Below are 25,202 nucleotides of genomic sequence, written 5' to 3' on the forward strand. Positions count from 1 at the left end.
CAATTAATTGGCCACTCTTCTGGAAACATTTTGAATCAATAAGCGCCGGGGTTTGGCTGAGCGACTACTTCATCAATGCTGGGGAATCAGCCCCGGGATTGGGGAAATCCGGGCATAAAAAAAAACCGCTGCCCCCGAAGGAACAGCGGTTTTTCGAAAGACCGCGTTAAGGCTTAGTAGCCCAGTGCGAAGTCTTCTTCTTTCATGTCCATCAGGTTGTTGGCGCCCGACAGCATGGTGGCCACGTGCGTACGGGTACGCGGCAGGATGCGCTGGAAGTAGAAGCGCGCGGTTTGCAGCTTGGCGGTGTAGAAGGCCTCGTCGGTGGTGCCGGCAGCCAGTTTTTCAGCCGCCAGACGCGCCATGTCGGCCCAGAAGTAAGCCAGGCAGGCGTAACCGGAGTACATCAGGTAATCCACGGAGGCCGCGCCGACTTCTTCGCGATCTTTCATGGCGGCCATACCAACCTTCATGGTCAGCTCGCCCCACTCTTTGTTCAGTGCAGCCAACGGTGCGACGAATTCCTTGACGGCTTCGTTGCCTTCGTTGTTCTGGCAGAACTTGTGGACGATCTTGGTGAAGCCTTTCAGAGCCTCACCTTGAGTCATCAGCACTTTACGGCCCAACAGGTCGAGTGCCTGGATGCCGGTGGTGCCTTCGTACAGCATCGAAATGCGGCTGTCGCGAACGTTCTGCTCCATGCCCCACTCGGCGATGAAGCCGTGTCCACCGTAGATCTGTACGCCGTGGTTGGCGGATTCGAAACCGACTTCGGTCATGAACGCTTTGGCGATCGGAGTCATGAAGGCCAGCAGTGCGTCGGCTTTCTTCTTCTCTTCTTCGTCCACGCCGTATTTGACGATGTCGACCTGTTTGGCGGTGAAATACACCATCGCACGGTTGCCTTCGGCGAATGCCTTCATGGTCAACAGCATGCGGCGTACGTCCGGGTGCACGATGATCGGGTCAGCGGCCTTTTCCGGCGCTTTCGGGCCGGTCAGGGAGCGCATTTGCAGGCGATCACGAGCGTATTTCAGACCGCCCTGGAAGCCGATTTCGGCGTGGGCCAGACCTTGCAGCGCGGTGCCCAGACGTGCGGTGTTCATGAAGGTGAACATGCAGTTCAGGCCTTTGTTCGCCGGGCCGATCAGGAAACCGGTCGCGCCGTCGAAGTTCATCACGCAAGTGGCGTTGCCGTGGATACCCATCTTGTGTTCCAGCGAGCCGCAGCTCACAGCGTTGCGAGTACCCACAGTGCCATCGGCATTCGGCAGGAACTTCGGAACGATGAACAGGGAAATGCCCTTGGTGCCAGCCGGTGCATCCGGCAGGCGGGCCAGTACGATGTGGACGATGTTGTCGGCCATGTCGTGTTCACCGGCCGAGATGAAAATCTTGGTGCCGGAGACTTTGTAGGAACCGTCGGCCTGAGGTTCGGCCTTGGTGCGCAGCATGCCCAGGTCGGTGCCGCAGTGCGGTTCGGTCAGGCACATGGTGCCGGTCCATTCGCCGGAGACCAGTTTGGTCAGATAGGCTTCCTGCTGCTCCGGGGTGCCGTGCTCGGAAATGGTGTTCATCGCGCCGTGCGACAGGCCCGGGTACATGCCCCACGACCAGTTGGCTTCGCCGACCATTTCGCTGACAGCCAGACCCAGCGACTCTGGCAGACCTTGACCACCGTGCTCGACGTCGTGGGCCAGGCTCGGCCAGCCGCCTTCGACGAATTGCTTGTAAGCCTCTTTGAAGCCAGTCGGGGTTTTCACACCGGACTCGCTCCAGGTGCAACCTTCGATGTCGCCCACGCGGTTCAGCGGCGCCAGTACCTGCTCACAAAACTTGGCGCCTTCTTCGAGAATGGCGTCAACCATGTCCGGCGTTGCGTCTGCGCAAGCTGGAAGGCTCTGATAGTGCGCTTCGTAGCCGAGCAGTTCGTCACGAACGAAGCGAATATCACGCAAGGGGGCCTTGTAGTCAGGCATAGCGATAAACCTCTGCTGATGTAACCGGGAATGAACGACCGCATTGATTTGTTGTGACGGTCAAACAGTTGTTTGAAACATACGTTTACGCCGAAACCTTGTCAAGCGTCGATCTTTTGCCGTTCGTCATCACATTTTTCAAACGCCGGACACAGCACCTCGACATGCATCCGAAAGGGCCATGCACACAAAAAAAGATTAGTTGAGGGAGAAGGACTTACAACGAAAAACGCCGCGAACAGTCGCGGCGTCTGGCAAAGCGGGTATCAGAAAATCAGGCGAACGTATCGATGATCGTGCCGAGCATTTCATCGGATGCCTTGGCGACTTTCGTGCCCAGTTCCACTTGAAACTTGCCCTGGGCCATCTCGGCCATGGCGCTGCCCGGATCCAGTTGCTGGCTGCGATCCACGCCGCGCAGGCGATCGATCTGGGCTTCGGAGGACTGACTGGTGACCGAACGCTCGATGGTGTTGTTGGCGATCTGGCTGGCAGCCTGATCGACGCGGTTCTGCCCGGTCTGAATCGTGCTCAAACCTGCATAAAAAGCCGTGTTTCCGGAGATTTCCATGGGAGCTCTCGTCCTTGGGAAGGATCAATGGCTGCCATTGAACCAGAGACGTCAGAAAAACACCCGTCAAAAACACTAATGGCACTGTGCCTTGTCATAGCCAAAATCAGTCGAGCAAGTCCAGTTGCAAATGCTCGGCGACCGCCTCGGCGCTGATCGCCTTGAGCTTGGGCACTCGCCCCAGGCATGGCGCTGGAATCCGCTCGGCCAGCGTCGCCAGGTTTTCCTCCAGCCGCGACGTCTTCGGATCAATGATGTTCGCCACCCATCCCGCCAGTTGCAGCCCGTCCCGGGCAATCGCCTCGGCAGTCAATAGCGCATGACTGATGCAACCCAGACGCACGCCGACCACCAGAATGACCGGCAGCTTCAGCGCAATCGCCAGATCCGACAGATTGTCCTGATCCGCCAACGGCACCCGCCAGCCACCCGCACCTTCGATCAGCGTGAAATCGGCGTTCATCGCCAGAATCTCGCGCATCGGCACCAGCAGCGATTGCACCGTCAGCGCCACACCTGCCTCTCGTGCCGCCAGATGCGGCGCGATCGCCGGCTCGAACGCCACCGGATTGACCTGTTGATACGTCAGCGGCAACGAACACTCGGCCTGCAACGCCAAGGCATCGGAGTTGCGCAGGCCTCTGGGTGTCACGACACAACCGGACGCCACCGGCTTGCCCGCCGCCGTACTCAGCCCCGCCGACCGCGCCGCATGCAGCAACCCGGCGGCGACAGTGGTCTTGCCAACGTCAGTGTCGGTTCCGGTGATGAAATAGGCTGCGCTCATAAGGGTTTCTCCAACACGGCGTAAACCACCTGATAAGTCGCCGGCAAGCCTTGTTGCTGACGGAACTGCTCGTACGCCTCGACCAGCCCGAGAATCCGCGCCCGCCCGGTGAGTCCGCCCGGCCGACCGGGATTCAGATTGTGTGCGCCCAGTGCCTTGAGTTCGTGCGTCAAGCTGCGCACATCCGGGTAATGCAGCACATGCGGCCGGTTCTCAAGACTGACCGTACGCAACCCACTGGCCGCGCACAATTGTTCATACCGGGCGAATTCGCGGAAGCGGTTGACGTGTACCAGACCATCGACCTGGCGCCAACTGTCGCGCAATTCGTACAACGTCCCTACACAAAGACTAGCAAACGCAAAAATCCCCCCTGGTTTCAGCACCCGAAACGCTTCGCCGAGCACCGATTCGAAGTCTGCGCACCACTGCACGGCGAGGCTGGAGAAAATCAGGTCGCAGGTCGAATGCTGCAACGGCAGACGCTCGGCATCGCCCGCAATAAAGTGTGTGGCACCACCCAATGGCCGGGCGTGATTGAGCATGCCTTCGGCGATATCCAGCGCCAGCCCTTCGTTCCCGGCAAAATGTTCGGCCAGCGCCCGGGTGAAATAGCCGGTGCCACAGCCGAGATCCAGCCAGCGCGACGGCAGAAAATCCACCGGCAGACGATTCAGCAACTGCGTGCCGACATCACGCTGCAACTCGGCGACGCTGTCGTAGCTGGCCGCTGCACGTGAGAAGGAAGCCGCTACCTGGCGTTTGTCAGGCAAGCCGCCGGGCAGCGCAGCAAAAGACAAATCAGTCATCACCACACTCACTTAAAAACGCCTGGATAGCACCGGCCACACCGTGGGGATCTTCCAGAAGAAACCCATGGCTGGCCTTCTCGATCAGCCCGACCTCGACATCCGCCAGCAGCGCAAATAACTCGCCCGCGGCTTCCGCCGGCACCAGCCCATCCAGCCCGCCAAACAGATGCAATTGCGGGCCTCGAAACACTTGCAAGGCATTACGCGTATCGATCTGCGCCAACAACGCCAGACCAGCCATTAACGCCGCCGGCGAAGTGTTCGGCGCGCCGCCGAGCAACAGTCGCGACAAGCCGCGCGGGTCTTGCGCACCTTGAGCACATAACAGAGAGAAACGTTTGAGGGTCTGTCGCGGGTCGGCATTGCAACCGGCCAGAAACGCATCGAAGGTCTCTGCCGGCATCGCGCTCGGCCATTGTTCATGGGCGACAAACGAAGGATTGCTCGCCAGGGTCAGCAAGCCGCAGCAATGTTCGCCACGTCGCGCCGCCAGCTCCGAGGCGAGCATCCCACCCAGCGACCAGCCACCCAACCAGGCATCTTCGGGAATGCGCTCATCGAGTTCGTCGAGCCAGTCCGCAGGATCGCTGGATTCCAGCTCCGGCAGCGGTTCGATTTCGACCGTCAGGTGTTCATCCAGCCCACGCAACGCAGCGGCCAGAGGCTCCAGCGGCGAAACGCCGAGGCCCCAACCCGGGAGCAGAATCAGACGATCACGCATGGCTTGGCTCCGACTTGAGTTGGGCAAAGCAATCGGCCAGTCCTTCTAACAATAGTTGCACCTGCGCCTCACTGTGGGCGGCGGTCAGGGTGACGCGCAGCCGCGCGCTGCCGGCAGGCACGGTCGGCGGGCGGATCGCAGTGACCATCAGCCCACGCTCGCGCAGCATCTGCGACAGACGCACGGCGCGACCGGCATCGCCGATCAGGATCGGCTGGATCGGCGTGAAGCTGTCCATCAGTTCCAGACCGATCTGTTCGGCGCCGTGGCGGAACTGGCGGATCAGCGTCTGCAAATGCTCGCGGCGCCAGTGTTCGCTGCGCAGCAGTTCCAGACTTTTCAATGTTGCACAGGCCAGCGCCGGCGGCTGGCTGGTGGTGTAGATGTACGGGCGGGCGAACTGGATCAGGCTTTCGATCAGCTCTTCGCTGCCGGCGACAAACGCGCCCGCCGTGCCGAACGCTTTGCCGAGCGTGCCGACCAGCACCGGCACATCCTCCTGGCTCAAACCGAAATGCTCGACGATCCCGCCACCGTTCGCTCCCAGCGGACCGAATCCGTGGGCGTCATCGACCATCAACCAAGCGCCTTTGGCCTTGGCCTCTCGGGCCAGCGCCGGCAGGTCGGCAAGATCGCCGTCCATGCTGAACACGCCGTCAGTGACCACCAAAGTATTGCCGGTGGCTTTCTCCAGACGCTTGGCGAGGCTGTCGGCGTCGTTGTGCAGATAGCGATTGAAGCGCGCGCCGGACAACAATCCGGCATCCAGCAACGAGGCATGATTGAGCCGGTCTTCCAGCACCGTATCGCCCTGCCCGACCAGCGCCGTAACCGCGCCGAGGTTGGCCATGTAGCCGGTGGTGAACAACAGCGCACGGGGCCTTCCGGTGAGGTCTGCCAAAGCCTCTTCCAATTCGTGATGCGGGCCGCTGTGGCCGATCACCAGATGCGAGGCACCGCCGCCGACGCCCCACTTCGAGGCACCGGCGCGCCAGGCTTCGATCACTTGCGGATGATTGGCCAGGCCCAGGTAATCGTTGTTGCAGAACGCCAGCAACGGCTGACCGTCGACCACCACTTGCGTCCCTTGCGGGCTTTCAAGCAGCGGGCGCTGGCGATAGAGATTTTCGGCACGACGGGCAGCAAGGCGTGCGGCGAGATCGAAAGACATGCAAGCCTCACGGGTGGCAAATGAATCAGCAGGCGCCGCCCGAGGCAGCGCCTGAAAAAACGGGCGATCAGACCGCCGCGTTATAGAACTGCCCGCTGCTCTTCTGCTCCACCAGCGCCTGCTCGATGGCGGCCTGATGCACTTCGTCGGCATGCTCTTCACGGGCTTCCGGCTGAATGCCCAGACGTGCGAACAACTGCATGTCCTTGTCGGCCTGCGGGTTGGCGGTGGTCAGCAGTTTGTCGCCGTAGAAAATCGAGTTGGCGCCGGCGAAGAACGCCAGGGCCTGCATCTGCTCGTTCATCGCTTCGCGGCCGGCGGACAGGCGCACGTGGGATTGCGGCATGAGGATGCGCGCCACGGCGAGCATGCGGATGAAGTCGAACGGATCGACATCGTCAGCGTTTTCCAGCGGCGTGCCGGCGACTTTCACCAGCATGTTGATCGGCACCGATTCCGGGTGCTCCGGCAGGTTGGCCAGCTGGATCAGCAGGTTCGCGCGGTCATCGAGGGACTCGCCCATACCGAGGATGCCGCCGGAGCAGATCTTCATCCCCGCATCGCGCACATAGGCCAGGGTCTGCAGACGCTCGGCATAGGTGCGGGTAGTGATGATGCTGCCGTAGAACTCCGGCGAGGTATCGAGGTTGTGGTTGTAGTAGTCGAGGCCGGCCTTGGCCAGCGCTTCAGTCTGGTCCTGATCGAGACGACCGAGGGTCATGCAGGTTTCCAGGCCCATGGCCTTCACGCCTTCGACCATTTTCAACACGTAAGGCATGTCCTTGGCCGACGGGTGCTTCCACGCCGCGCCCATGCAGAAACGGGTCGAACCGATGGCCTTGGCGCGGGCAGCCTCTTCGAGGACCTTCTGCACTTCCATCAGCTTTTCTTTTTCCAGGCCCGTGTTGTAGTGACCGGACTGCGGACAGTATTTGCAATCTTCCGGACAGGCGCCGGTCTTGATCGACAGCAGGGTGGAAACCTGGACGCGGTTGGCGTCGAAATGCGCGCGGTGCACCGTCTGCGCCTGAAACAGCAAGTCGTTGAATGGCTGAACGAAGAGTGCTTTGACTTCGGCCAAAGTCCAGTCGTGACGCAGGGTGGCAGTGGTGCTGGCGCTCATGGGCGATTCCTTGGTTATGCTTGGCTTGCGCCTGGGGAAACGGAATACCCACAGGCACGACACGGATGTTCGGCATATTTAAGGAAGAGCCATGCACTGTCAACCACATCAAGATAGACCGGTTTACATCTGGTTAAATAACAACCAAACCTGTTTGATTTGCGATGAGCCGGCGGAAACCGAAACGCCCCTCTGCGTAGCCTGCGAAACCGACCTGCCCTGGCTTGGCGATCAATGCATGACTTGTGCATTGCCGCTGCCCGCAGCAGGCCTGACATGCGGCGAGTGCCTGAAGGATCCACCCGCCTTCGAACAGGTGGTGGTGCCCTGGTCCTACGGCTTCCCGGTGGACAGTCTGATCACCCGTTTCAAACACAACGCCAAATGGCCGTTTGGCCGCCTGTTGGGCGAGGTTCTCGGGCAGTTCCTGCAACATCGCTTCGACGAGGGCCTGCCACGTCCGGACGCCCTGCTGCCGGTGCCATTGGCGAACAAGCGCCTGCGTCAGCGCGGATTCAATCAGGCGGCAATGCTGGCGCAATGGCTCGGCAAGCAACTGGATCTGCCCTGTGAAGAAAATGTCCTGCGCCGTACCCAGGACACCAGCGCCCAGCAGGCGCTCGACGCCAGGGCGCGTAAACGCAATTTGCGCAATGCCTTCAAGCGGGTGCCGGAGGCCGATGTACGAGGCCGGCATCTGGCCTTGGTGGATGATGTGCTGACCACCGGCGCCACAGCTCAAGCACTGGCCCGGTTGCTGCTGGACGCGGGCGCCACGCGGGTCGACGTCTACTGCCTGGCCCGCACACCGAAACCTGGCGACGCGGCTTGACTCACACGCGCCAAGCGGCCAACTTCCTCCTCCATCAACCCAGAACAAAGCACTCGACATGTCCCTGCCCAGCCTGTTGTCCCAGCACATCGTCCGCCGCCCGCAGCGTATCGCCCTGCTGCAGCACATTGCCGAACAGGGCTCGATTACCCGCGCCGCAAAAAGCGCGGGCCTGAGCTACAAAGCGGCATGGGACGCCATCGATGAACTGAACAATCTGGCGCAGAAACCCTTGGTCGAGCGGGCTGTCGGCGGCAAGGGCGGCGGCGGCGCGAAACTGTCCAGCGAAGGTGAACGGGTGCTGCGTCTTTATCAGAAGCTCCAAGCCTTGCAGGCGCAGGTGCTGGAAGCCGCCGAGGACGCCAGTGATCTGGATCTGCTCGGCCGTTTGATGCTTCGCACCAGCGCCCGCAATCAATTGCACGGCAAAGTCATCAGCATCGAGCATCAGGGCCGCAATGACCTGATCCGCCTCGAACTGGCCGAAGGCTTGTGCATCGACGCGCAGATCACCCACGACAGCACCGTGCATCTGGAGCTGCAACCGAACACCGAAGTGGTGGCACTGATCAAGGCTGGCTGGCTTGAATTACTGGGCAACGGGCAAGCCGCAACATCTGGTCACAATCTTCTCGAAGGCACCCTCGAAGCCATTCTCGATGCCGAGGACGGCCCCAGCGAAGTGCGCATCGCCCTGCCCAACGGCCAGACACTCTGCGCCCTGGCTGAGCCGCTGCACCTGCGCACCCACAAACTGACCGTCGAACAACCGGTACGGGTGCAGTTCTCGCCGTCCAATGTGATCATCGGCACACCACTCTAGCCCGGGTTCCTGCAACAAAAGCGTCATCGCCTCTCATTAAGGTGGCTGCCAAAACCAAGCAGGGAGCCTGATGTGAGCCTATTAGAAGAAAACCAATCCACTGACCTGGAAAAAATGGTCGGCCTGAGCCGTCGTGGTTTCATCGGTGCCGGTGCGCTGTGCGGCGCGGCGATGTTCCTCGGTGGCAGCCTGTTGAGTCGCAGCGCCCTGGCCACCGGTGTCAGCGCCGGCAACAGCCGCCTGCTGGGCTTCGACAGCATTGCGGCCGCCACCACCGACGTCATCAGCCTGCCCAAGGGTTACAAGTCGTCGGTGCTGATCAGCTGGGGCCAGCCCCTGCACAAGAACGGCCCGGCCTTCGACCCGAGCGGCAACGGCACTGCAGCCGCACAGGAAGTGCAGTTCGGTGACAACAACGACGGCATGAGCCTGTTCGCCTTTCCGGACGACAGAAACCGCGCCCTGATGGCGATCAACAACGAATACACCAACTACCGCTACCTCTACCCTCACGGCGGCCTGCCGCAATCGGCGGAAGACGTGCGCAAGGCCCTGGCCTGCGAAGGTGTCTCGGTGATCGAAGTGGCGCGCAAGAACGGTCAATGGCAGTTCGTTCAGGGTTCGCGCTACAACCGCCGCATCCACGGCAACTCACCGCTGCGCATCAGCGGCCCGGCGGCCGGTCATGAATTGATGAAAACCAGCGCCGACAAGCACGGCAAGAAAGTCCTCGGCACCTTCCAGAACTGCGCCAACGGCAAGACCCCGTGGGGCACTTATCTGACGTGTGAAGAGAACTTCACCGACTGCTTCGGCAGCAGCAATGCCCAGCAACAGTTCGATCCGGCGCAGAAGCGCTACGGCGTGACGGCCGCCAGCCGCGAGATCAACTGGCATCCGTTCGATCCGCGCTTCGACATGGCCAAAAACCCGAACGAGCTCAACCGTCACGGCTGGGTGGTGGAAATCGACCCGTTCGACCCGCAATCGACGCCGGTCAAACGCACCGCCCTCGGTCGCTTCAAACACGAAAACGCTGCCCTGGCCGAGACCGACGACGGTCGCGCCGTGGTGTACATGGGCGACGACGAACGCGGCGAGTTCATCTACAAGTTCATCAGCCGCGACCGCATCAACCACCGCAACGCGAAAGCCAACCGCGACATCCTCGATCACGGCACCCTGTACGTGGCGAAGTTCGATGCGGGCGACGGCAACCCCGACCACCCGAAAGGCCAGGGCCAGTGGATCGAACTGACCCACGGCAAGAACGGCATCGACGCCAGCAGCGGTTTCGCCGATCAGGCCGAAGTGCTGATTCACGCGCGTCTTGCCGCCAGCGTGGTCGGCGCCACACGCATGGACCGTCCGGAATGGATCGTGGTCAGCCCGAAAGACGGCCAGGTTTATTGCACCCTGACCAACAACGCCAAACGCGGCGAAGACGGGCAACCGGTGGGCGGGCCGAACCCCCGCGAGAAAAACGTCTACGGGCAGATCCTGCGCTGGCGCACTGACCGCGACGATCACGGCTCCAAAACTTTCGTCTGGGACCTGTTCGTGGTGGCCGGCAACCCGAGCGTGCACGCCGGCACGCCGAAGGGCGGCTCGTCGAACATCACGCCGCAAAACATGTTCAACAGCCCTGACGGCCTCGGTTTCGACAAGGCCGGCCGACTGTGGATTCTCACCGACGGTGATTCGAGCAACGCCGGGGACTTTGCCGGAATGGGCAACAACCAGATGCTCTGCGCCGATCCTGCGACCGGTGAGATTCGCCGGTTCATGGTCGGACCGATCGGTTGCGAAGTCACCGGGATCAGTTTCTCGCCGGATCAGAAAACCCTGTTTGTCGGGATTCAGCATCCGGGCGAGAACGGCGGCTCGACCTTCCCCGAGCACCTGCCGAACGGCAAGCCACGCTCTTCGGTGATAGCGATTACCCGTGAGGATGGCGGGATCGTCGGCGCCTGATGCTGCGACGCTCTGATCGTTCCCGTGCCCTGCACGGGAACGATCCCCTCAAGACAGCCCGTCTGCGCTACCATGCTGGGCCGGACGCGGCAGCCTGCTGCGCGCAGGAGTCAGCATGGCCCACCCGTTTGAAACCCTCACCCCAGACCTCGTGCTCGATGCCGTCGAAAGCATCGGTTTCCTGAGCGATGCGCGCATCCTGGCGCTCAACAGTTACGAAAACCGCGTCTATCAGGTCGGCATCGAAGACTCGGAACCGCTGATCGCCAAGTTCTATCGCCCGAAGCGCTGGACCAACGAGGCCATTCTCGAAGAACACCAGTTCACCTTCGAACTGGCCGACGTCGAGATCCCGGTGGTGGCGCCACTTGTCCACAACGGCGAAACCCTGCATGAACACGCTGGCTTCCGTTTCACCTTGTTTCCCCGTCGCGGTGGCCGCGCGCCGGAGCCGGGCAATCTCGATCAGCTGTATCGCCTCGGCCAGTTGCTCGGGCGCATGCACGCGGTCGGCGGAACGAAGCCGTTCGAACACCGAGAAGCGCTGACCGTGCAGAACTTTGGCCATGCGTCGCTGACCACTTTGCTGGAAGGCAACTTCATTCCGAAAAGTCTGTTGCCGGCCTACGAGTCTGTCGCCCGCGATCTGCTCAAGCGTGTGGAAGACGTCTACGCCGCCACGCCGCACCAGAACATCCGCATACACGGCGACTGCCACCCCGGCAACATGATGTGCCGCGACGAGATGTTCCACATCGTCGACCTCGACGACTGCCGCATGGGGCCGGCGGTGCAGGACATCTGGATGATGCTCGCCGGCGATCGCCAGGAGTGTCTCGGACAGCTGTCGGAGTTGATGGACGGCTACAACGAGTTCCACGATTTCGACCCCCGCGAACTGGCGCTGATCGAACCACTGCGCGCCTTGCGCCTGATGCATTACAGCGCGTGGCTGGCCCGACGCTGGGACGATCCGGCGTTCCCTCACAGTTTTCCGTGGTTCGGCACGGAGCGGTATTGGGGCGATCAGGTGCTGGCGTTGCGTGAGCAGCTGGCGGCGCTGAACGAAGAGCCGTTGAAGCTTTTCTGACACGACACGTCTATACAACTGCCCGTACAATTGCTGTTTTGTTAGCTGCCTAAGCAAGGACTCTGCATGCAAGCCGCCAACCCGCGTCGCGGGTACATTCTGGGCCTCAGCGCCTACATCATCTGGGGACTGTTCCCGCTCTACTTCAAAGCCATCGCCGAAGTGCCGGCGGTGGAAATCATCATCCACCGGGTGCTTTGGTCAGCGCTGTTCGGCGCGCTGCTGTTGATGGTGTGGAAGCATCCCGGCTGGTGGCAGGAACTGCGCGACAACCCCAAACGCCTGGCGATTCTCGCACTCAGCGGTACCTTGATCGCCGCCAACTGGCTGACTTACGTGTGGTCGGTGAACAACGGCCGGATGCTGGAAGCGAGCCTCGGTTACTACATCAACCCGCTGGTGAACGTGCTGCTGGGCATGCTGATCCTCGGCGAACGCCTGCGGCGCATGCAGTGGCTGGCGGTCGGTCTGGCGGCGGCCGGCGTAGCGCAGCAGGTCTGGCAAGTCGGCAGTCTGCCGTGGGTTTCGCTGGTGTTGGCGCTGACCTTCGGTTTCTACGGGCTGATCCGCAAGCAGGCGCCGGTCAAGGCGCTGCCGGGGCTGGTGGTGGAAACCTGGATGCTGGTGCCGATCGCCCTCGCATGGCTGCTGTTCAATCCGACCGCGACCAGTGCTCAGGCCGAGTTCTGGACGACCTCCGAAGCCTGGTGGCTGGTGGCGGCCGGTCCGGTGACGCTGGTGCCGCTGGTCTGCTTCAACGCGGCGGCGCGGCACCTGCCCTACACCACCCTCGGCTTCCTGCAGTACCTGGCACCGACTCTGGTGCTGCTGCAAGCCGTGCTGCTGTTCGGTGAGCACTTGTCGTCCAGCACGCTGATCGCCTTCATGTTTATCTGGGCCGGTCTGGCGGTGTACAGCGTCGATGCGTGGATAAGTCTGCGCCGGCGCAGCTGATCAAAAAACGTACAAAGCTCCGCAGGCCACGGTTCTCGTGGCCTGCATCGTTCCTTCCCAAGGTTATCCACAGCGTGATCCCCGCTGTTTGTGCGCAAGTCACTGAATGCTGGCGTTTTTTTGATCAATTCACGCAAAGCCACGGCGGACGTGGCCTGGCGGTCAGTCTCTACAGGTTATCCACAGGCAGGTGCACGTTTAAACTGGATAACCCGATCCGTCTTCACAGGTCGGTGCGCAGCACCAATTCCACCATCAAGTCATCGGCCAGGGTTTCCAGGCGCGATTGCAGCACGTCCAGCGACAAAGTCAGCGGCACCGCGAGAATCGCTTCGGCGTGGAACAGCGGTTCACTGCTCATCGGTGCCGGGCGCACTTCGGTCACCAGCCGTTCGAGGTTCACGCCCTGCTCGCTCAGCAACCGGGTGATATCGCGCACGATGCCCGGACGATCATTGCCCACCAGTTCCATGGCGATCGGTTTCCACGTGCAGGCCTGCTCGATACCGCTTTCGGCCACCAGCACACGAATGCCCTGCGCCGACAGCGCTTGTAAGGCATCGACTAATTCGTCGTAAGCCTCTGCCGGCACGCCAACCCGCAGAATCCCGGCGAACTGCCCGGCCATTCGCGACATGCGGCTTTCCAGCCAGTTGCCGCCGTGCTCGGCGATGCATTGGGCGATGCGCTCGACCTGCCCGGGCTTGTCCGGCGCGAAGACGGTGAGTACGAGGTGATCCATGGCGCAGCCCTCTTGTCATGACTTTTGTTATAGAAAAGCAAGTATAGGCAAGCGTTCGACAGACGCCTCAGACGCTCGAATTAACCAATCGTGTACAACTTTTTATATTTAACTGGAACAATCCATTGGTTTTTTGAGAACATCCCGTTCCGCGCCGTGACCGCAATGCGTCATGGGGTCGCAGAACGACGTAATTAGTCTGATTTTCACAACCGCAACTCATCATGTAGTATGCCGCAGCGCGCACTACATAACGCTGGATCGATGTCTGCCCAAGGCACGTTCGCAACCCTGAAAGCCCCGTCAGCAAGGCCCCCAAGCCGTTGATTGGTCCCAACCCAGCCGCCAGCGATGGCATGTACTGGTCAAGGGGTTTGTGGTTTAAATGGCCAGAGGCTTCATTGTTAAATTGAAGAGCTGAAAAGCGAAATAGCTGAGCAGAGTGAGGCAAGCAATGACTGAACACGTTCAAGTCGGTGGCCTGCAGGTCGCCAAAGTCCTGTTCGACTTCGTGAACAACGAAGCCATTCCCGGTACCGGCCTCACCGCCGACAAATTCTGGGAAGGTGCCGACAAGGTCATTCACGACCTGGCGCCGAAGAACAAAGCCCTACTCGCCAAACGCGATGACTTCCAGGCTCGTATCGACGGCTGGCACCAGAGCCGTGCCGGTCAGCCGCACGACGCCGTGGCTTATAAAGCCTTCCTGCAAGAGATCGGTTATCTGCTGCCAGAAGCGGCTGATTTCCAGGCAACGACGCAAAACGTCGACGACGAAATCGCCCGTACCGCCGGCCCGCAACTCGTGGTTCCGGTGATGAACGCCCGCTTCGCCCTCAACGCCTCGAACGCCCGCTGGGGTTCGCTGTACGACGCTCTATATGGCACCGACGCCATCAGCGAAGCCGGCGGCGCGGAAAAAGGCAAAGGCTACAACAAGGTGCGTGGCGATAAAGTCATCGCCTTCGCCCGTGCGTTCCTCGACGAAGCCGCGCCACTGGCCGCAGGCTCCCACGTCGATTCCACCGGCTACAAGATCGCTGACGGCAAACTGCTGGTCACCCTCAAGGGCGGCAGCACCAGCGGCCTGCGCAACGATGCACAACTGATCGGCTTCCAGGGCGACGCCAATGCGCCGATCGCGATCCTGCTGAAAAACAACGGCCTGCATTTCGAAATCCAGATCGACGCCAGCACCCCGGTCGGCCAGACCGATGCCGCCGGCGTCAAAGACATCCTGATGGAAGCGGCGCTGACCACCATCATGGACTGCGAAGACTCCGTGGCGGCTGTCGATGCCGACGACAAGGTGGTGATCTACCGCAACTGGCTCGGCCTGATGAAGGGCGACCTGGCGGAATCCGTGTCCAAGGGCGGCCAGACCTTCACCCGTACCATGAACCCGGATCGCACCTACACCAAGGTCGACGGCAGCGAATTGACCCTGCACGGCCGCTCGCTGTTGTTCGTGCGTAACGTCGGTCACCTGATGACCATCGACGCGATCCTCGACAAGCACGGCAACGAAGTGCCGGAAGGTATCCTCGACGGTCTGGTGACTTGCCTCGCAGCGATGCACAACCTGAACGGCAACACTTCACGCAAGAACACCCGCACCGGTTCGGTCTACATCGTCAAACCGAAGATGCACGGCCCTGAAGAAGCGGCGTTCACCAACGAGCTGTTCGGTCGCATCGAAGACGTGCTGGGCCTTGCGCGCAACACCCTGAAAGTCGGGATCATGGACGAGGAACGCCGTACCACGGTCAACCTCAAAGCGTGCATCCAGGCTGCCAGCGAGCGCGTGGTATTCATCAACACCGGTTTCCTCGACCGCACCGGCGACGAAATCCACACCTCCATGGAAGCCGGCCCGATGGTGCGCAAGGCTGACATGAAGGCCGAGAAGTGGATCGGCGCCTACGAAAACTGGAACGTCGATATCGGTCTGAGCACCGGCCTGCAAGGTCGTGCGCAAATCGGTAAAGGCATGTGGGCGATGCCCGACCTGATGGCAGCGATGCTCGAACAGAAAATCGCTCACCCGCTGGCCGGCGCCAACACTGCTTGGGTTCCGTCGCCGACGGCTGCCGCGCTGCACGCGCTGCACTACCACAAGGTCGACGTGTTCGCCCGTCAGGCCGAGCTGGCCAAACGCGCCCGCGCTTCGGTCGATGACATCCTGACCATCCCGCTGGCGGTCAACCCGAACTGGACCCCGGAGCAGATCAAGAACGAACTGGACAACAACGCCCAGGGCATTCTCGGTTACGTGGTGCGCTGGATCGACCAGGGCGTGGGCTGTTCGAAAGTGCCGGATATCAATGATGTCGGCCTGATGGAAGACCGTGCGACGCTGCGTATCTCCAGCCAGCACATCGCCAACTGGCTGCGCCACGGTGTGGTGACCGAAGCGCAAGTGATGGAAAGCCTCAAGCGCATGGCGCCGGTAGTGGACCGTCAGAATGCCAACGACCCGCTGTACCGTCCGCTGGCCCCGAACTTCGACAGCAACATCGCCTTCCAGGCGGCGGTCGAACTGGTGATCGAGGGCACCAAACAGCCGAACGGCTACACCGAGCCGGTCCTGCACCGTCGTCGCCGCGAGTTCAAGGCTGCCAACGGCCTGTAACTTGCGCGGATGCCGGACATGAAAAGCCCTGATCTTTTGATCAGGGCTTTTTTGTTTGCGCCGGATTGGCTAGGGCTCGATGCCCAGCTCATGCCTGACCAGTCCAAGCAATTTGGCGGTATCGATCGGTTTGAGCAGAAAATCCACCACACTCAAATGCATCGCCGCAATCGCGTCCTTCACGTCGGCATCGCCCGACACAATGATGATCGGCAACGCCGCCCGCACTGACTCGCGCACCTGGCGGATCAACTCCAGACCATCGACGTTGCCCATGCGCAGGTCTGTGATCACCAGTCCGATCGAAGGTTTTTCCGCGAGCATTTTCAGAGCGGTTTCGCCGCTGGCCGCGGTCAGGCAGCGAATGCCATCCAATCCGAGAATCTCCGACAACAGCTCCCGGGCGTCCTTGTCGTCGTCGACGATCAATACACGTTGCGGTGGCAAATCGGGTTCGAGCATTACAGCGCTGAGCGCTTCCCGCTCGGCGTCGCTCAAAATATCGTGGTCGGACATGGCGTTCTCTACGTTTTCAATTCAGTCCCCTGGCACAGTGGTCAGACATCGCTGGGCAGAGCTTCAATGTGCACTTCGTCGGATTTTTTTCCAAGGGGCGAACCGAAGAATTTCCGACTGATTTTGTAGGGCATATCCGAAAACTCCCCAACGGCATGCCCAACCTAGACTTACGTCCAATGGGCACCCCGCGCGATGGGGTCGACCATGGCTGCAACGATCCGACAACAACAATTCGAAAAAGACTGCGGTAATGGTTATGAGTAAAGCGGACGCCTTCACCCAGGCAGGGAAAACCGCGGTGTTGCAGAACATTCAGGGCACTTTGCAATTCCTCCAGCGCTTCCCCCCTTTCAATCAAATGGAACACGCCCACCTGGCCTATCTGGTGGAGCAATGCCAGCTGCGCTTCTATGGTCAGGGCGAGAGCATCATCAAGCCCGCCGACGGGCCGGTCGAACACTTCTACATCGTCAAGCAGGGCCGGGTGGTCGGTGAGCGCCCACACACGGCCAAGGGCGGCACCGAAACCACGTTTGAAATCACCACCGGTGAGTGTTTTCCCCTCGCCGCGCTGCTCGGCGAACGGGCGACCCGCACCGAGCATCTGGCCGGCGAAGACACCTTCTGCCTGCAACTGAACAAACTGGCGTTCATCAAGCTGTTCGCCCTCTCCAATACCTTCCGCGACTTCGCCCTTCGCGGGGTCAGCAGCCTGCTGGATCAGGTCAACCAGCAAGTCCAGCAGAAAGCCGTGGAAACCCTCGGCACCCAATACTCGCTGAACACCCGCCTGGGCGAATTGGCGATGCGCCATCCAGTGACCTGCAGCCCTTCCACCCCTCTGCGCGAAGCGGTGAAGCTGATGCATGAACAACAGGTCGGCAGCATCGTCGCGGTGGATGAACACAAGGCGCCGCTGGGGATTTTCACCCTGCGCGATCTGCGGCATGTCGTGGCTGAAGGGGTTGGCGATTTCAGCGAGCCGATCGAACGCCACATGACGCACTCGCCGTTCTATCTGTCGCCGGATCACAGCGCCTTCGACGCGGCGATTGCCATGACCGAAAGGCACATCGCCCACGTGTGCCTGGTCAAGGATCAGCGCCTGTGCGGCGTGGTTTCCGAACGGGATCTGTTTTCGCTGCAGCGGGTCGATCTGGTGCACCTGGCCCGGACCATCCGCAGCGCCCAGCGAGTCGAGCAACTGGTGACCCTGCGCGGCGAGATCGGCCAACTGGTGGAACGCATGCTCGCTCACGGCGCGTCCTCGACCCAGATCACCCACATCATCACCCTGCTCAACGATCACACCGTGTGCCGGGTGATCGAACTGACCCTCGTCGAGAAAGGCGACCCCGGCGTGCCATTCAGCTGGTTGTGTTTCGGCAGCGAAGGCCGGCGCGAGCAGACCCTGCACACCGATCAGGACAACGGCATTCTGTTCGAAGCCCGGGATGCGGCCCACGCGGCGGAGATTCGCGGCAAACTGCTGCCGATTGCCCAGCAGATCAACAACAGCCTGGCGCAATGCGGCTTCACCCTGTGCAAGGGCAACATCATGGCCGGCAATCCTCAGCTATGTCTGTCCCGTGCCGAATGGGCCCGACGGTTTGCCGCGTTCATTCGCGAGGCGACGCCGGAGAACCTGTTGGGTTCCAGCATCTATTTCGACCTGCGGGTGGTCTGGGGTGATGAACAGGGTTGCGAGCAATTGCGCCGGGGGATTCTCGATCAGGTCGGCGACAATCGCCTGTTCCAGCGGATGATGGCCGAGAACGCCTTGCGCAACCGTCCGCCGGTTGGGCGTTTCCGTGAGTTCGTGCTGACGAAAAAGAACGGCGAGAAAGCCACGCTGGACCTGAAGATCCAGGGCCTGACCCCGTTTGTCGACGGTGCGCGCCTGCTCGCGCTGGCCAACGGCATCGACGCCAACAACACCCTCGAACGCTTCCGCCAGCTTGTGGATAAAGAAGTCATCGACCGACTGGATGGCGCCGCGTACGAAGAGGCGTATCACTTCATCCAGCAGACGCGCATGCAGCAGCATCAACTGCAGACCCGGGAAAACCTGCCGTATTCGAACCGGGTCGATCCCGACAGCCTCAATCATCTGGACCGGCGCATCCTGCGCGAATCCCTGCGCCAGGCCCAGCGCCTGCAAAGCAGCCTGACCTTGCGGTATCAGCTATGAGCCTGTTTTCGTGGCTGCGCCCGGCCAGCCCCGTTCTGCCGGACAATCTGCGACAACGCCTGGCGAAACTGCCGGCGATCCGCGGACTGAGCGAGTGCAGTCTGCGCGAACAGCGCTGGGTGGTGCTGGATCTGGAAACCACCGGGCTCAATCTGAACAAGGATCGGGTGCTGTCGATCGGCGCGGTGGTGATCGAGGACGGTGCGATCGATTTCAGCCAGCAATTCGAACGCACCCTGCAATGTCGCGAACTGAAACTCGGCCCCAGTGTGTTGATCCATGGACTGGGGCCGAACGCGATTGCCGCCGGCAGCGAACCGGCCGAGGCTCTGGTCGATTTGCTGGAGTTTATCGGGGACAGTCCGGTGCTGGCGTTTCATGCGCCGTTCGATCAACACATGCTGGGCCGCGCCATGAAAGAACACCTGGGGTACAAATTGCAGCAGGTGTTTCTGGATGTCGCCGACATCGCACCACTGGTTTGCCCACAAGCGCACATCCGCGAGGCAGGACTGGACGAATGGATCGACTGGTTCAGGCTTGAAGTGTTCGAACGCCACCACGCCAGCGCCGATGCGCTGGCCACGGCGGAACTGGCGTTGATTCTGTTCAGTCGCGCGCGTCAGCAACAGATCCACAGTCCACTGAATCTGCAACAACGCCTGAGCCAATGGAAGCGCCGTCAGCAGACACATTCGTTCTGAGTCCCGGGTTGTCGCCCGACAACCCGACCGGTGGCCAATTGCTAACCATTCCCACCTCTGCCACAATCGCGAACAATTCTCGTTGGTTAACATTTCCCAGTCGGTGTTTTCGTGTCGTCAGCCCAAAGCCCTCACAGTGAGCTCGTCGGTGCGTTGTATCGCGACCACCGCGGTTGGCTGCTGGCGTGGCTGCGGCGCAACGTGGCCTGCCCGCAACGCGCCGAGGACCTGAGCCAGGACACCTTCGTCCGCCTGCTCGGCCGCGACGAACTGCTGACGCCCCGCGAACCCCGGGCCTTTCTGGTAGCCATCGCCAAGGGCTTGTTGTTCGACTACTTCCGCCGGGCAGCGCTGGAACAGGCGTATCTGACCGAACTGATGCTGATTCCCGAAGGCGAGCAGCCGTCGGTGGAAGAGCAACAACTGATCCTCGAAGACCTCAAGGCCATCGACCGCCTCCTCGGCCAATTGTCGACCAAGGCCCGCGCCGCTTTCCTTTATAACCGTCTCGACGGCCTGACCCATGCCGAGATCGCCGACAAACTCGGCGTTTCGGTCCCCCGCGTGCGCCAGTACCTGGCCCAGGGCATCCGTCAGTGCTACATCGCCCTGTACGGTGAGCCGACGTGAACCCGGCCAGTTCCAGACCGGTGCCGGCCCATGTGCTGGATGCAGCGATCGCCTGGCAATTGACCCTCGACTCCAGCAGTCCGCTGGAGCGCGAAGAGTTCGCCAAATGGCACGCTGCCAATGAAGAGCATGCCCGCGCCTGGCGCCAGCTGGGCATGCTCGACCAGCGTTTCAGCGTGGCCAACGGCCCGGCACGCAGCGCATTGCTGCAATCGCGCGAAGGCATCCGGCGTCGGGTACGCAAACTGGGCAGCGGGCTGGCCAGTGTCGTGGCGGTGGTCGGTCTGACATTGTTTGCCGCCGACCATTACCTGCCGCTGGATTACTGGCTCGCCGATCAACGCACCGCCACCGGTGAACAACGTACCGTGCGGCTGGCGGACGGCACCGTGGTCAATCTCAACACTCACAGCGCCATGGATGTGCGGTTCGATGAAAAGCAGCGGCTGATCGTGCTGCAGGAAGGTGAAATCCTTATCGAAACCGGTCATGGCGATGCGCGGCCGTTCCTCGTCGAAACCGCCGAGGGCAGCATGCGCGCCCTCGGCACGCGTTTCCTGGTCAAGCGAGAAGACGCCGGCACGCGCCTGAGTGTGCTGCAATCAGCGGTGGCGGCGCATCCGCAATCCGATCCGCAGGAACAGATCCTGCGCGAAGGCCAGCAAGTGCTGATCCGCAATAACGGCTTGGATTCGGTGGTGGCGCTCAACCCCGGCGTCGATGCCTGGACCCGCGGCATGCTGGTGGTGGACAACGCCCGCCTGGAAGACCTGGTGCATGAACTCGGTCGTTATCGTCGTGGCCATCTGGGCATCTCACCGGAGGTGGCCGATCTGCGCATCACCGGCAGTTTCCCGCTGCACGATACCGACAAGGCGCTGAACGCCCTGCTGCCGACGCTGCCAGTGCAGATCGAGCAGCACACGCCATGGTGGGTCACCGTGGCCAAGGCTGATCCGAAGCCTTGATCCTCTGTCATGGCGCGGGCCGTTTCGCGTTAATCGACATTATTTTCATCCAGCCCTATCACTTTTCGAATCTCGTCCGGCACACAGGCAATTGAGAAATATTTCCATTCAGGAGCCGCCGTATGTCCCGTTCGCTAGACACCTTGTTGCGCCCCAGTTTGCTGGCGGTCGCCATTGTCCTCTGCACCCCGCTGGCCAGCAGCCAACTGATCGCCGCTGAACAGGCCTCGAGCGTACGCGCCTACAACCTGCCGGCCGCGCCCCTGTCGACCACCCTTAACCAGATCGCCAGCCAGGGCGGCCTCACGCTGTCGCTGAACCCGGCACTGGCGGCGGGCAAGACCTCGGCGCCGGTCAACGGCCAATATGACGCGGCCGGCGCCCTGCGCGCGGCCCTGCGTGGCACGGGTCTGCAACTGCAACAGAGCGGCACCGGGACCTACACTCTGGTCGCCGTGCCGGATGGCGTGCTGGCGTTGCCGGAAACTTCCGTGATCAGTGTGGAAAACACCGAAACGGCCTGGGGCCCGGTCGAAGGCTACACCGCCACTCGCACTGCCGCCGGCACCAAGACCGACACCGCGCTGGTCGAAGCGCCGCGTTCGATTTCCGTCGCCACCCGCCAGCAGATGGACGATCGCAGCGTGCACAGTCTCGATGACGCCGTGCGCTACATGCCGGGCATCACCGCCAGCAGCTACGGCAGCGACACCCGCGCCGACTGGCTGCGCGTGCGCGGCTTCGAACCGACTCAGTTCCTCGACGGCCTGCCGCTGCCAAAAGGCGTGTACGCCAACCCGAAACAGGAAACCTGGAACCTCGACCGCCTCGCCCTGCTGCGCGGCCCGGCTTCGTCCGTGTACGGCCAGACCCCGCCGGGCGGCCTGCTGGACATGGTCAGCCGTCGCCCGAGCGATGTGCAGAGCAGCGAAATCCAGCTGCAATACGGCAGCGACAACCACCGTCAGATCAACTTCGCCAGCACCGGCAAGATCGACGAAGCGGGTCAGTTCCTGTATGGCCTCAGCGGCGTGGTGCGTGACAGCGACACGCAGATCGACCACATCGAAAACAAGCGCTACAACATCGCGCCGAGCCTGACCTGGAACATCGACGACGACACCAGATTCACCCTGCTGACCCAGTTCACCCGCGACGATACCGGCATCACCAGCCAGTTCCTGCCGGTGCAGGGCACCAAGATCGACATGCCGTTCGGCAAGGTTTCCCATCACAAGAACCTCGGCGATCCGGACTGGGAATACTACGACCGCACCTACTACGCGCTGGGCTATGCCTTCGAACATCGCCTGAACGATGTGTGGCAGTTCAAGCAGAACCTGCGTTACACCAAGTCGGATCTGTCGTTCCAGGGCATTACCGTCGGCTCCTACCCGTTCACTCAAGTGGACAATGACGGCAACGTTGGCCGCTCGACCACCATCGTCGACGAAGACATCAGCCAGTTCGCCGTGGACAACAACTTCCAGGCCGACTTCGCCACCGGCGACATCCGCCACACCCTGCTGCTGGGTCTGGATCACCAGCGCAGCAATACCAACTACACCTCGATCTTCGGCAGTGCGCCGGACATCAACGTGAACAACCCGATCCATGGTCAGCCGATCGTGCGTCCGGCGCGCTCCACCGCGTTCTATGACTACAACCAGAAGACCTACCAGACCGGCCTCTACATCCAGGACCAGATGGCCCTGGACCAATGGCGCCTGACCCTCGGTGGCCGTGAAGACTGGGTGCACACCGGTACCCAGTTCATCAACAAGGCCGATGCGACCAACACCGAGCGCGACAAGGCCTTCAGCGGTAACGCGGCGATCAGCTACGTGTTCGACTCCGGTTTCGTGCCGTACCTGTCGTACGCCGAATCCTTCCAGCCCACCAGTGGCGCCGACGCCTCCTCCACTGAATCGCTCAAGCCCACCGAAGGCAAGCAATGGGAACTGGGCATCAAGTACCAGCCACCGGGCAGCAAGACCCTGCTGTCCGCAGCCGTGTATGACCTGACCCAGAAAAACGTCTCGGTCAGCTCGTTCGTCAACGGCGTATCGATCACCAGCCAGACCGGCGAGGTGAAAGTCAAAGGCCTGGAGCTGGAAGCCACCTCCGATGTCACCGACAACCTGAAAGTCATCGCCGCCTACACCCTGGCCAAATCCGAAGTGCAGAACGGCGTCGACAAGGGCAATCGTCTGCAACTGATGCCGAACCAGCAGGCCTCGCTATGGGCCGACTACACCTGGCACAGCGGCGTGCTCGACGGCTTCGGCATCGGCGCCGGTGCGCGCTACACCGGCAACACCTACGGCGACAAGGCCAACACCTGGCTGGGCAAGGCGGACGCCTACACCGTGTTCGATGCCAGCGTGCATTACGACCTCGGTCGCCTGGACAACAGCCTCAAAGGCGCGTCGCTGGCAGTCAACGCCACCAACCTGCTGGACAAGGACTACATCTCTACCTGTGACAGCTTCTACTGCTACTACGGCGACCAGCGCAGCGTCATCGCCAGCGCCACCTACAAGTGGTAAGCGTCTGAGCTGAAACCGGCCCGGCAACCAGGCCGTCCCTCGTGGACGGCTTTGGTGCTCTTTAAGGTCATCAAATGAAAAGTAAAACAATTCGCCGCTGGTCGTTCGTCCACACCTGGACCAGCCTGATCTGCACCGTGTTTTTGCTGCTGCTGGCCCTGACCGGCCTGCCGCTGATCTTTCATCACGAGATCGAGCATCTGCTCGGTGACGCACCCCAAGTGCGCGAGATGCCGGCCGATACGCCGCACCTGAATCTGGCGCAACTGGTGCAAGCCGCCGAAACCCATCGCCCCGGCGAAGTCGTGCAGTATTTCGGTTTCGAAGACGACGAGCCGAACACCGTGCTGACGATCATGGCGAAGACTGCCGGCACCGAGCCGAATGCCTCGCACACCTTCATGCTTGATGCGCGGACCGGAGAAGCCCTGGAAACACCATCGGCCAATGGCGGGCTGATGCTGTTCATCCTGCGCCTGCACGTCGACATGTTTGCCGGTCTGGCGGGCAAGTTGCTGCTGGCGTTCATGGGTGTGTTGTTCGTGGTCGCCATCGTGTCCGGGACGGTGTTGTACCTGCCGTTCATGCGTCGCCTGGATTTCGGCAGCGTGCGCCGGGACAAATCCACCCGACTGCGCTGGCTCGACCTGCATAACCTGATCGGCATCGTGACCCTGACCTGGGCACTGGTGGTCGGCGTCACCGGGGTGATCAGCGCCTGTGCCGATCTGATCATCGCGGCCTGGCGCAACGATTCGCTCAACACCATGATCGCGCCCTACCGCGATGCGCCACCGCTGACTCACCTCGCCCCGGCCACCCGCCTGCTGGATATCGCCGGCGAAGTCGCTCCGGGGATGAAACCGGACTTCATCGCCTTCCCCGGCACCCGCTTCTCTAGCGAGCACCATTACTCGGTGTTCATGAAGGGCGGCACCCACCTGACCTCGCATCTGCTGACGCCGGTGCTGATCGACGCCAGCAACCTGCAGGTCACGGCAGTCGCCGAACGGCCGTGGTACATGGACGCCATGGGCATGTCGCAGCCGCTGCACTTTGGTGACTACGGCGGCATGCCGATGAAAATCCTCTGGGCCACGCTGGACGTGCTGACCATCATCGTCCTCGCCAGCGGCGTGTATCTGTGGGTGGTGCGACGCAGGGCCGCAAGACCGGTGCTGGAACCGGCGCAGGCCTCTGCATGAAGCCGCGTCAGTCGAATTTCTGGAAGGTCTTCAGCACACCGCTGGTGATCGCGCTGCTGAGTGCAGCGGGCCTGTTCGCGGCGCTGCTGGGGGACGGGATCTGGGATGGTTTGAGCTGGATTGGCCTCGGAGTGCCGGCAATTCTGGGATTGAAGGGATTACTGCAGCGAAGCTGAAAAACCTGTGGGAGCGAGCCTGCTCGCGATAGCGGATTTTCAGTCACCT

Annotated in this window: 22 protein-coding genes; 13 read left to right on the forward strand and 9 right to left on the reverse strand. The window is 61.5% G+C overall.

All coding sequences use genetic code 11. The features are described 5' to 3' along the window. Positions 1–173: 173 nt before the first annotated feature. The 7 genes from NE357_RS26355 to bioB all read right to left on the reverse strand — a co-directional run bounded on the left by NE357_RS26355 (position 174) and on the right by bioB (position 7,164). Positions 174–1,979 carry a phenylacyl-CoA dehydrogenase gene (locus NE357_RS26355; protein WP_169432185.1) on the reverse strand — a complete coding sequence of 602 codons (1,806 nt, stop codon included), beginning with the start codon at positions 1,977–1,979 and terminating at the stop codon, positions 174–176. A 274-nt stretch (positions 1,980–2,253) separates the two neighbouring features. Then, positions 2,254–2,550, reverse strand: coding sequence for a pyrroloquinoline quinone biosynthesis protein PqqE (locus NE357_RS26360; protein WP_169432186.1), 297 nt, complete (start codon positions 2,548–2,550; stop codon positions 2,254–2,256). Between the two features lie 106 nt (positions 2,551–2,656). Next, on the reverse strand, positions 2,657–3,337 hold the full coding sequence (bioD, locus tag NE357_RS26365) for a dethiobiotin synthase (protein ID WP_169432187.1): 681 nt from the start codon (positions 3,335–3,337) through the stop codon (positions 2,657–2,659). Then, positions 3,334–4,146 carry a malonyl-ACP O-methyltransferase BioC gene (gene bioC / locus NE357_RS26370; RefSeq protein WP_169432188.1) on the reverse strand — a complete coding sequence of 271 codons (813 nt, stop codon included), beginning with the start codon at positions 4,144–4,146 and terminating at the stop codon, positions 3,334–3,336. Before bioC ends, bioD begins: the two co-directional genes overlap by 4 nt. After that, a complete protein-coding gene (locus NE357_RS26375; protein WP_169432189.1) occupies positions 4,139–4,870 on the reverse strand; it encodes an alpha/beta fold hydrolase in 732 nt (243 codons plus the stop codon). Before NE357_RS26375 ends, bioC begins: the two co-directional genes overlap by 8 nt. Continuing rightward, positions 4,863–6,041 carry an 8-amino-7-oxononanoate synthase gene (gene bioF / locus NE357_RS26380; protein ID WP_169432190.1) on the reverse strand — a complete coding sequence of 393 codons (1,179 nt, stop codon included), beginning with the start codon at positions 6,039–6,041 and terminating at the stop codon, positions 4,863–4,865. Before bioF ends, NE357_RS26375 begins: the two co-directional genes overlap by 8 nt. A 67-nt stretch (positions 6,042–6,108) precedes the next feature. Next, a complete protein-coding gene (gene bioB / locus NE357_RS26385) occupies positions 6,109–7,164 on the reverse strand; it encodes a biotin synthase BioB (protein ID WP_169432191.1) in 1,056 nt (351 codons plus the stop codon). A 91-nt stretch (positions 7,165–7,255) separates the two neighbouring features. On the opposite strand from bioB, the gene NE357_RS26390 reads away from it, so the two are divergent. The 5 genes from NE357_RS26390 to rarD all read left to right on the forward strand — a co-directional run bounded on the left by NE357_RS26390 (position 7,256) and on the right by rarD (position 12,837). Continuing rightward, on the forward strand, positions 7,256–7,996 hold the full coding sequence (locus tag NE357_RS26390; RefSeq protein WP_169432192.1) for a ComF family protein: 741 nt from the start codon (positions 7,256–7,258) through the stop codon (positions 7,994–7,996). 58 nt (positions 7,997–8,054) lie between these two features. Then, complete coding sequence (locus NE357_RS26395; RefSeq protein WP_169432193.1) at positions 8,055–8,819, forward strand: TOBE domain-containing protein; 765 nt, start codon at positions 8,055–8,057, stop codon at positions 8,817–8,819. Positions 8,820–8,891: 72 nt separating this feature from the next. Then, the gene (locus NE357_RS26400; RefSeq protein WP_169432194.1) at positions 8,892–10,793 is read left to right on the forward strand and encodes a PhoX family protein; all 1,902 of its coding nucleotides are present in this window, start codon (positions 8,892–8,894) and stop codon (positions 10,791–10,793) included. Between the two features lie 115 nt (positions 10,794–10,908). After that, positions 10,909–11,883 (forward strand): serine/threonine protein kinase, encoded by a 975-nt coding sequence (locus NE357_RS26405; RefSeq protein WP_169432195.1) that lies wholly within the window; start codon positions 10,909–10,911, stop codon positions 11,881–11,883. Positions 11,884–11,949: 66 nt separating this feature from the next. Next, positions 11,950–12,837 (forward strand): EamA family transporter RarD, encoded by an 888-nt coding sequence (gene rarD / locus NE357_RS26410; protein ID WP_169432196.1) that lies wholly within the window; start codon positions 11,950–11,952, stop codon positions 12,835–12,837. Positions 12,838–13,060: 223 nt separating this feature from the next. Here the strand turns inward: rarD and NE357_RS26415 are convergent, their stop codons facing one another. Further along, positions 13,061–13,579 (reverse strand): glycine cleavage system protein R, encoded by a 519-nt coding sequence (locus NE357_RS26415; RefSeq protein ID WP_011336250.1) that lies wholly within the window; start codon positions 13,577–13,579, stop codon positions 13,061–13,063. Between the two features lie 454 nt (positions 13,580–14,033). Between NE357_RS26415 and NE357_RS26420 the strand changes: the two genes are divergently transcribed. After that, entirely contained in the window at positions 14,034–16,211 is a 2,178-nt protein-coding gene (locus NE357_RS26420; protein ID WP_169432197.1) for a malate synthase G, read from the forward strand. Positions 16,212–16,280: 69 nt separating this feature from the next. Here the strand turns inward: NE357_RS26420 and NE357_RS26425 are convergent, their stop codons facing one another. Then, positions 16,281–16,727 carry a response regulator gene (locus tag NE357_RS26425; RefSeq protein WP_169432198.1) on the reverse strand — a complete coding sequence of 149 codons (447 nt, stop codon included), beginning with the start codon at positions 16,725–16,727 and terminating at the stop codon, positions 16,281–16,283. Positions 16,728–16,980: 253 nt separating this feature from the next. Between NE357_RS26425 and NE357_RS26430 the strand changes: the two genes are divergently transcribed. The 7 genes from NE357_RS26430 (at position 16,981) to NE357_RS26460 (ending at position 25,153) form a co-directional block, all read left to right on the forward strand. Further along, positions 16,981–18,921 carry a putative nucleotidyltransferase substrate binding domain-containing protein gene (locus NE357_RS26430; protein WP_169432199.1) on the forward strand — a complete coding sequence of 647 codons (1,941 nt, stop codon included), beginning with the start codon at positions 16,981–16,983 and terminating at the stop codon, positions 18,919–18,921. After that, entirely contained in the window at positions 18,918–19,625 is a 708-nt protein-coding gene (locus NE357_RS26435) for a 3'-5' exonuclease (protein ID WP_169432200.1), read from the forward strand. The genes NE357_RS26430 and NE357_RS26435 overlap by 4 nt, the downstream gene beginning before the upstream one ends. A 111-nt stretch (positions 19,626–19,736) precedes the next feature. After that, positions 19,737–20,255: an RNA polymerase sigma factor gene (locus tag NE357_RS26440; protein WP_169432201.1), complete on the forward strand. Its 519-nt coding sequence runs from the start codon at positions 19,737–19,739 to the stop codon at positions 20,253–20,255. After that, on the forward strand, positions 20,252–21,223 hold the full coding sequence (locus NE357_RS26445) for a FecR domain-containing protein (RefSeq protein WP_169432202.1): 972 nt from the start codon (positions 20,252–20,254) through the stop codon (positions 21,221–21,223). Before NE357_RS26440 ends, NE357_RS26445 begins: the two co-directional genes overlap by 4 nt. Before the next feature lie 122 nt (positions 21,224–21,345). Then, the gene (locus NE357_RS26450; RefSeq protein ID WP_169432203.1) at positions 21,346–23,772 is read left to right on the forward strand and encodes a TonB-dependent siderophore receptor; all 2,427 of its coding nucleotides are present in this window, start codon (positions 21,346–21,348) and stop codon (positions 23,770–23,772) included. A gap of 74 nt (positions 23,773–23,846) precedes the next feature. Continuing rightward, positions 23,847–24,977: a PepSY-associated TM helix domain-containing protein gene (locus NE357_RS26455; protein ID WP_169432204.1), complete on the forward strand. Its 1,131-nt coding sequence runs from the start codon at positions 23,847–23,849 to the stop codon at positions 24,975–24,977. Continuing rightward, positions 24,974–25,153, forward strand: a complete 180-nt coding sequence (locus NE357_RS26460) for a hypothetical protein (protein ID WP_169432205.1) — start codon at positions 24,974–24,976, stop codon at positions 25,151–25,153. Before NE357_RS26455 ends, NE357_RS26460 begins: the two co-directional genes overlap by 4 nt. Positions 25,154–25,202: the final 49 nt, after the last annotated feature.

This window comes from Pseudomonas sp. G7(2022) (assembly GCF_052660475.1).

Coding starts and splice junctions, on each gene's coding strand:
- NE357_RS26455 (WP_169432204.1), top strand. CDS start 23,847: ATGAAAAGTAAAACAATTCGCCGCTGGTCGTTCGTCCACACCTGGACC.
- bioB (WP_169432191.1), bottom strand. CDS start 7,164: ATGAGCGCCAGCACCACTGCCACCCTGCGTCACGACTGGACTTTGGCC.
- bioC (WP_169432188.1), bottom strand. CDS start 4,146: ATGACTGATTTGTCTTTTGCTGCGCTGCCCGGCGGCTTGCCTGACAAA.
- NE357_RS26450 (WP_169432203.1), top strand. CDS start 21,346: ATGTCCCGTTCGCTAGACACCTTGTTGCGCCCCAGTTTGCTGGCGGTC.
- rarD (WP_169432196.1), top strand. CDS start 11,950: ATGCAAGCCGCCAACCCGCGTCGCGGGTACATTCTGGGCCTCAGCGCC.
- NE357_RS26430 (WP_169432199.1), top strand. CDS start 16,981: ATGGTTATGAGTAAAGCGGACGCCTTCACCCAGGCAGGGAAAACCGCG.
- NE357_RS26420 (WP_169432197.1), top strand. CDS start 14,034: ATGACTGAACACGTTCAAGTCGGTGGCCTGCAGGTCGCCAAAGTCCTG.
- NE357_RS26425 (WP_169432198.1), bottom strand. CDS start 16,727: ATGTCCGACCACGATATTTTGAGCGACGCCGAGCGGGAAGCGCTCAGC.
- NE357_RS26415 (WP_011336250.1), bottom strand. CDS start 13,579: ATGGATCACCTCGTACTCACCGTCTTCGCGCCGGACAAGCCCGGGCAG.
- NE357_RS26390 (WP_169432192.1), top strand. CDS start 7,256: ATGCACTGTCAACCACATCAAGATAGACCGGTTTACATCTGGTTAAAT.
- NE357_RS26435 (WP_169432200.1), top strand. CDS start 18,918: ATGAGCCTGTTTTCGTGGCTGCGCCCGGCCAGCCCCGTTCTGCCGGAC.
- NE357_RS26360 (WP_169432186.1), bottom strand. CDS start 2,550: ATGGAAATCTCCGGAAACACGGCTTTTTATGCAGGTTTGAGCACGATT.
- NE357_RS26355 (WP_169432185.1), bottom strand. CDS start 1,979: ATGCCTGACTACAAGGCCCCCTTGCGTGATATTCGCTTCGTTCGTGAC.
- NE357_RS26375 (WP_169432189.1), bottom strand. CDS start 4,870: ATGCGTGATCGTCTGATTCTGCTCCCGGGTTGGGGCCTCGGCGTTTCG.
- NE357_RS26460 (WP_169432205.1), top strand. CDS start 24,974: ATGAAGCCGCGTCAGTCGAATTTCTGGAAGGTCTTCAGCACACCGCTG.
- NE357_RS26395 (WP_169432193.1), top strand. CDS start 8,055: ATGTCCCTGCCCAGCCTGTTGTCCCAGCACATCGTCCGCCGCCCGCAG.
- NE357_RS26405 (WP_169432195.1), top strand. CDS start 10,909: ATGGCCCACCCGTTTGAAACCCTCACCCCAGACCTCGTGCTCGATGCC.
- bioD (WP_169432187.1), bottom strand. CDS start 3,337: ATGAGCGCAGCCTATTTCATCACCGGAACCGACACTGACGTTGGCAAG.
- bioF (WP_169432190.1), bottom strand. CDS start 6,041: ATGTCTTTCGATCTCGCCGCACGCCTTGCTGCCCGTCGTGCCGAAAAT.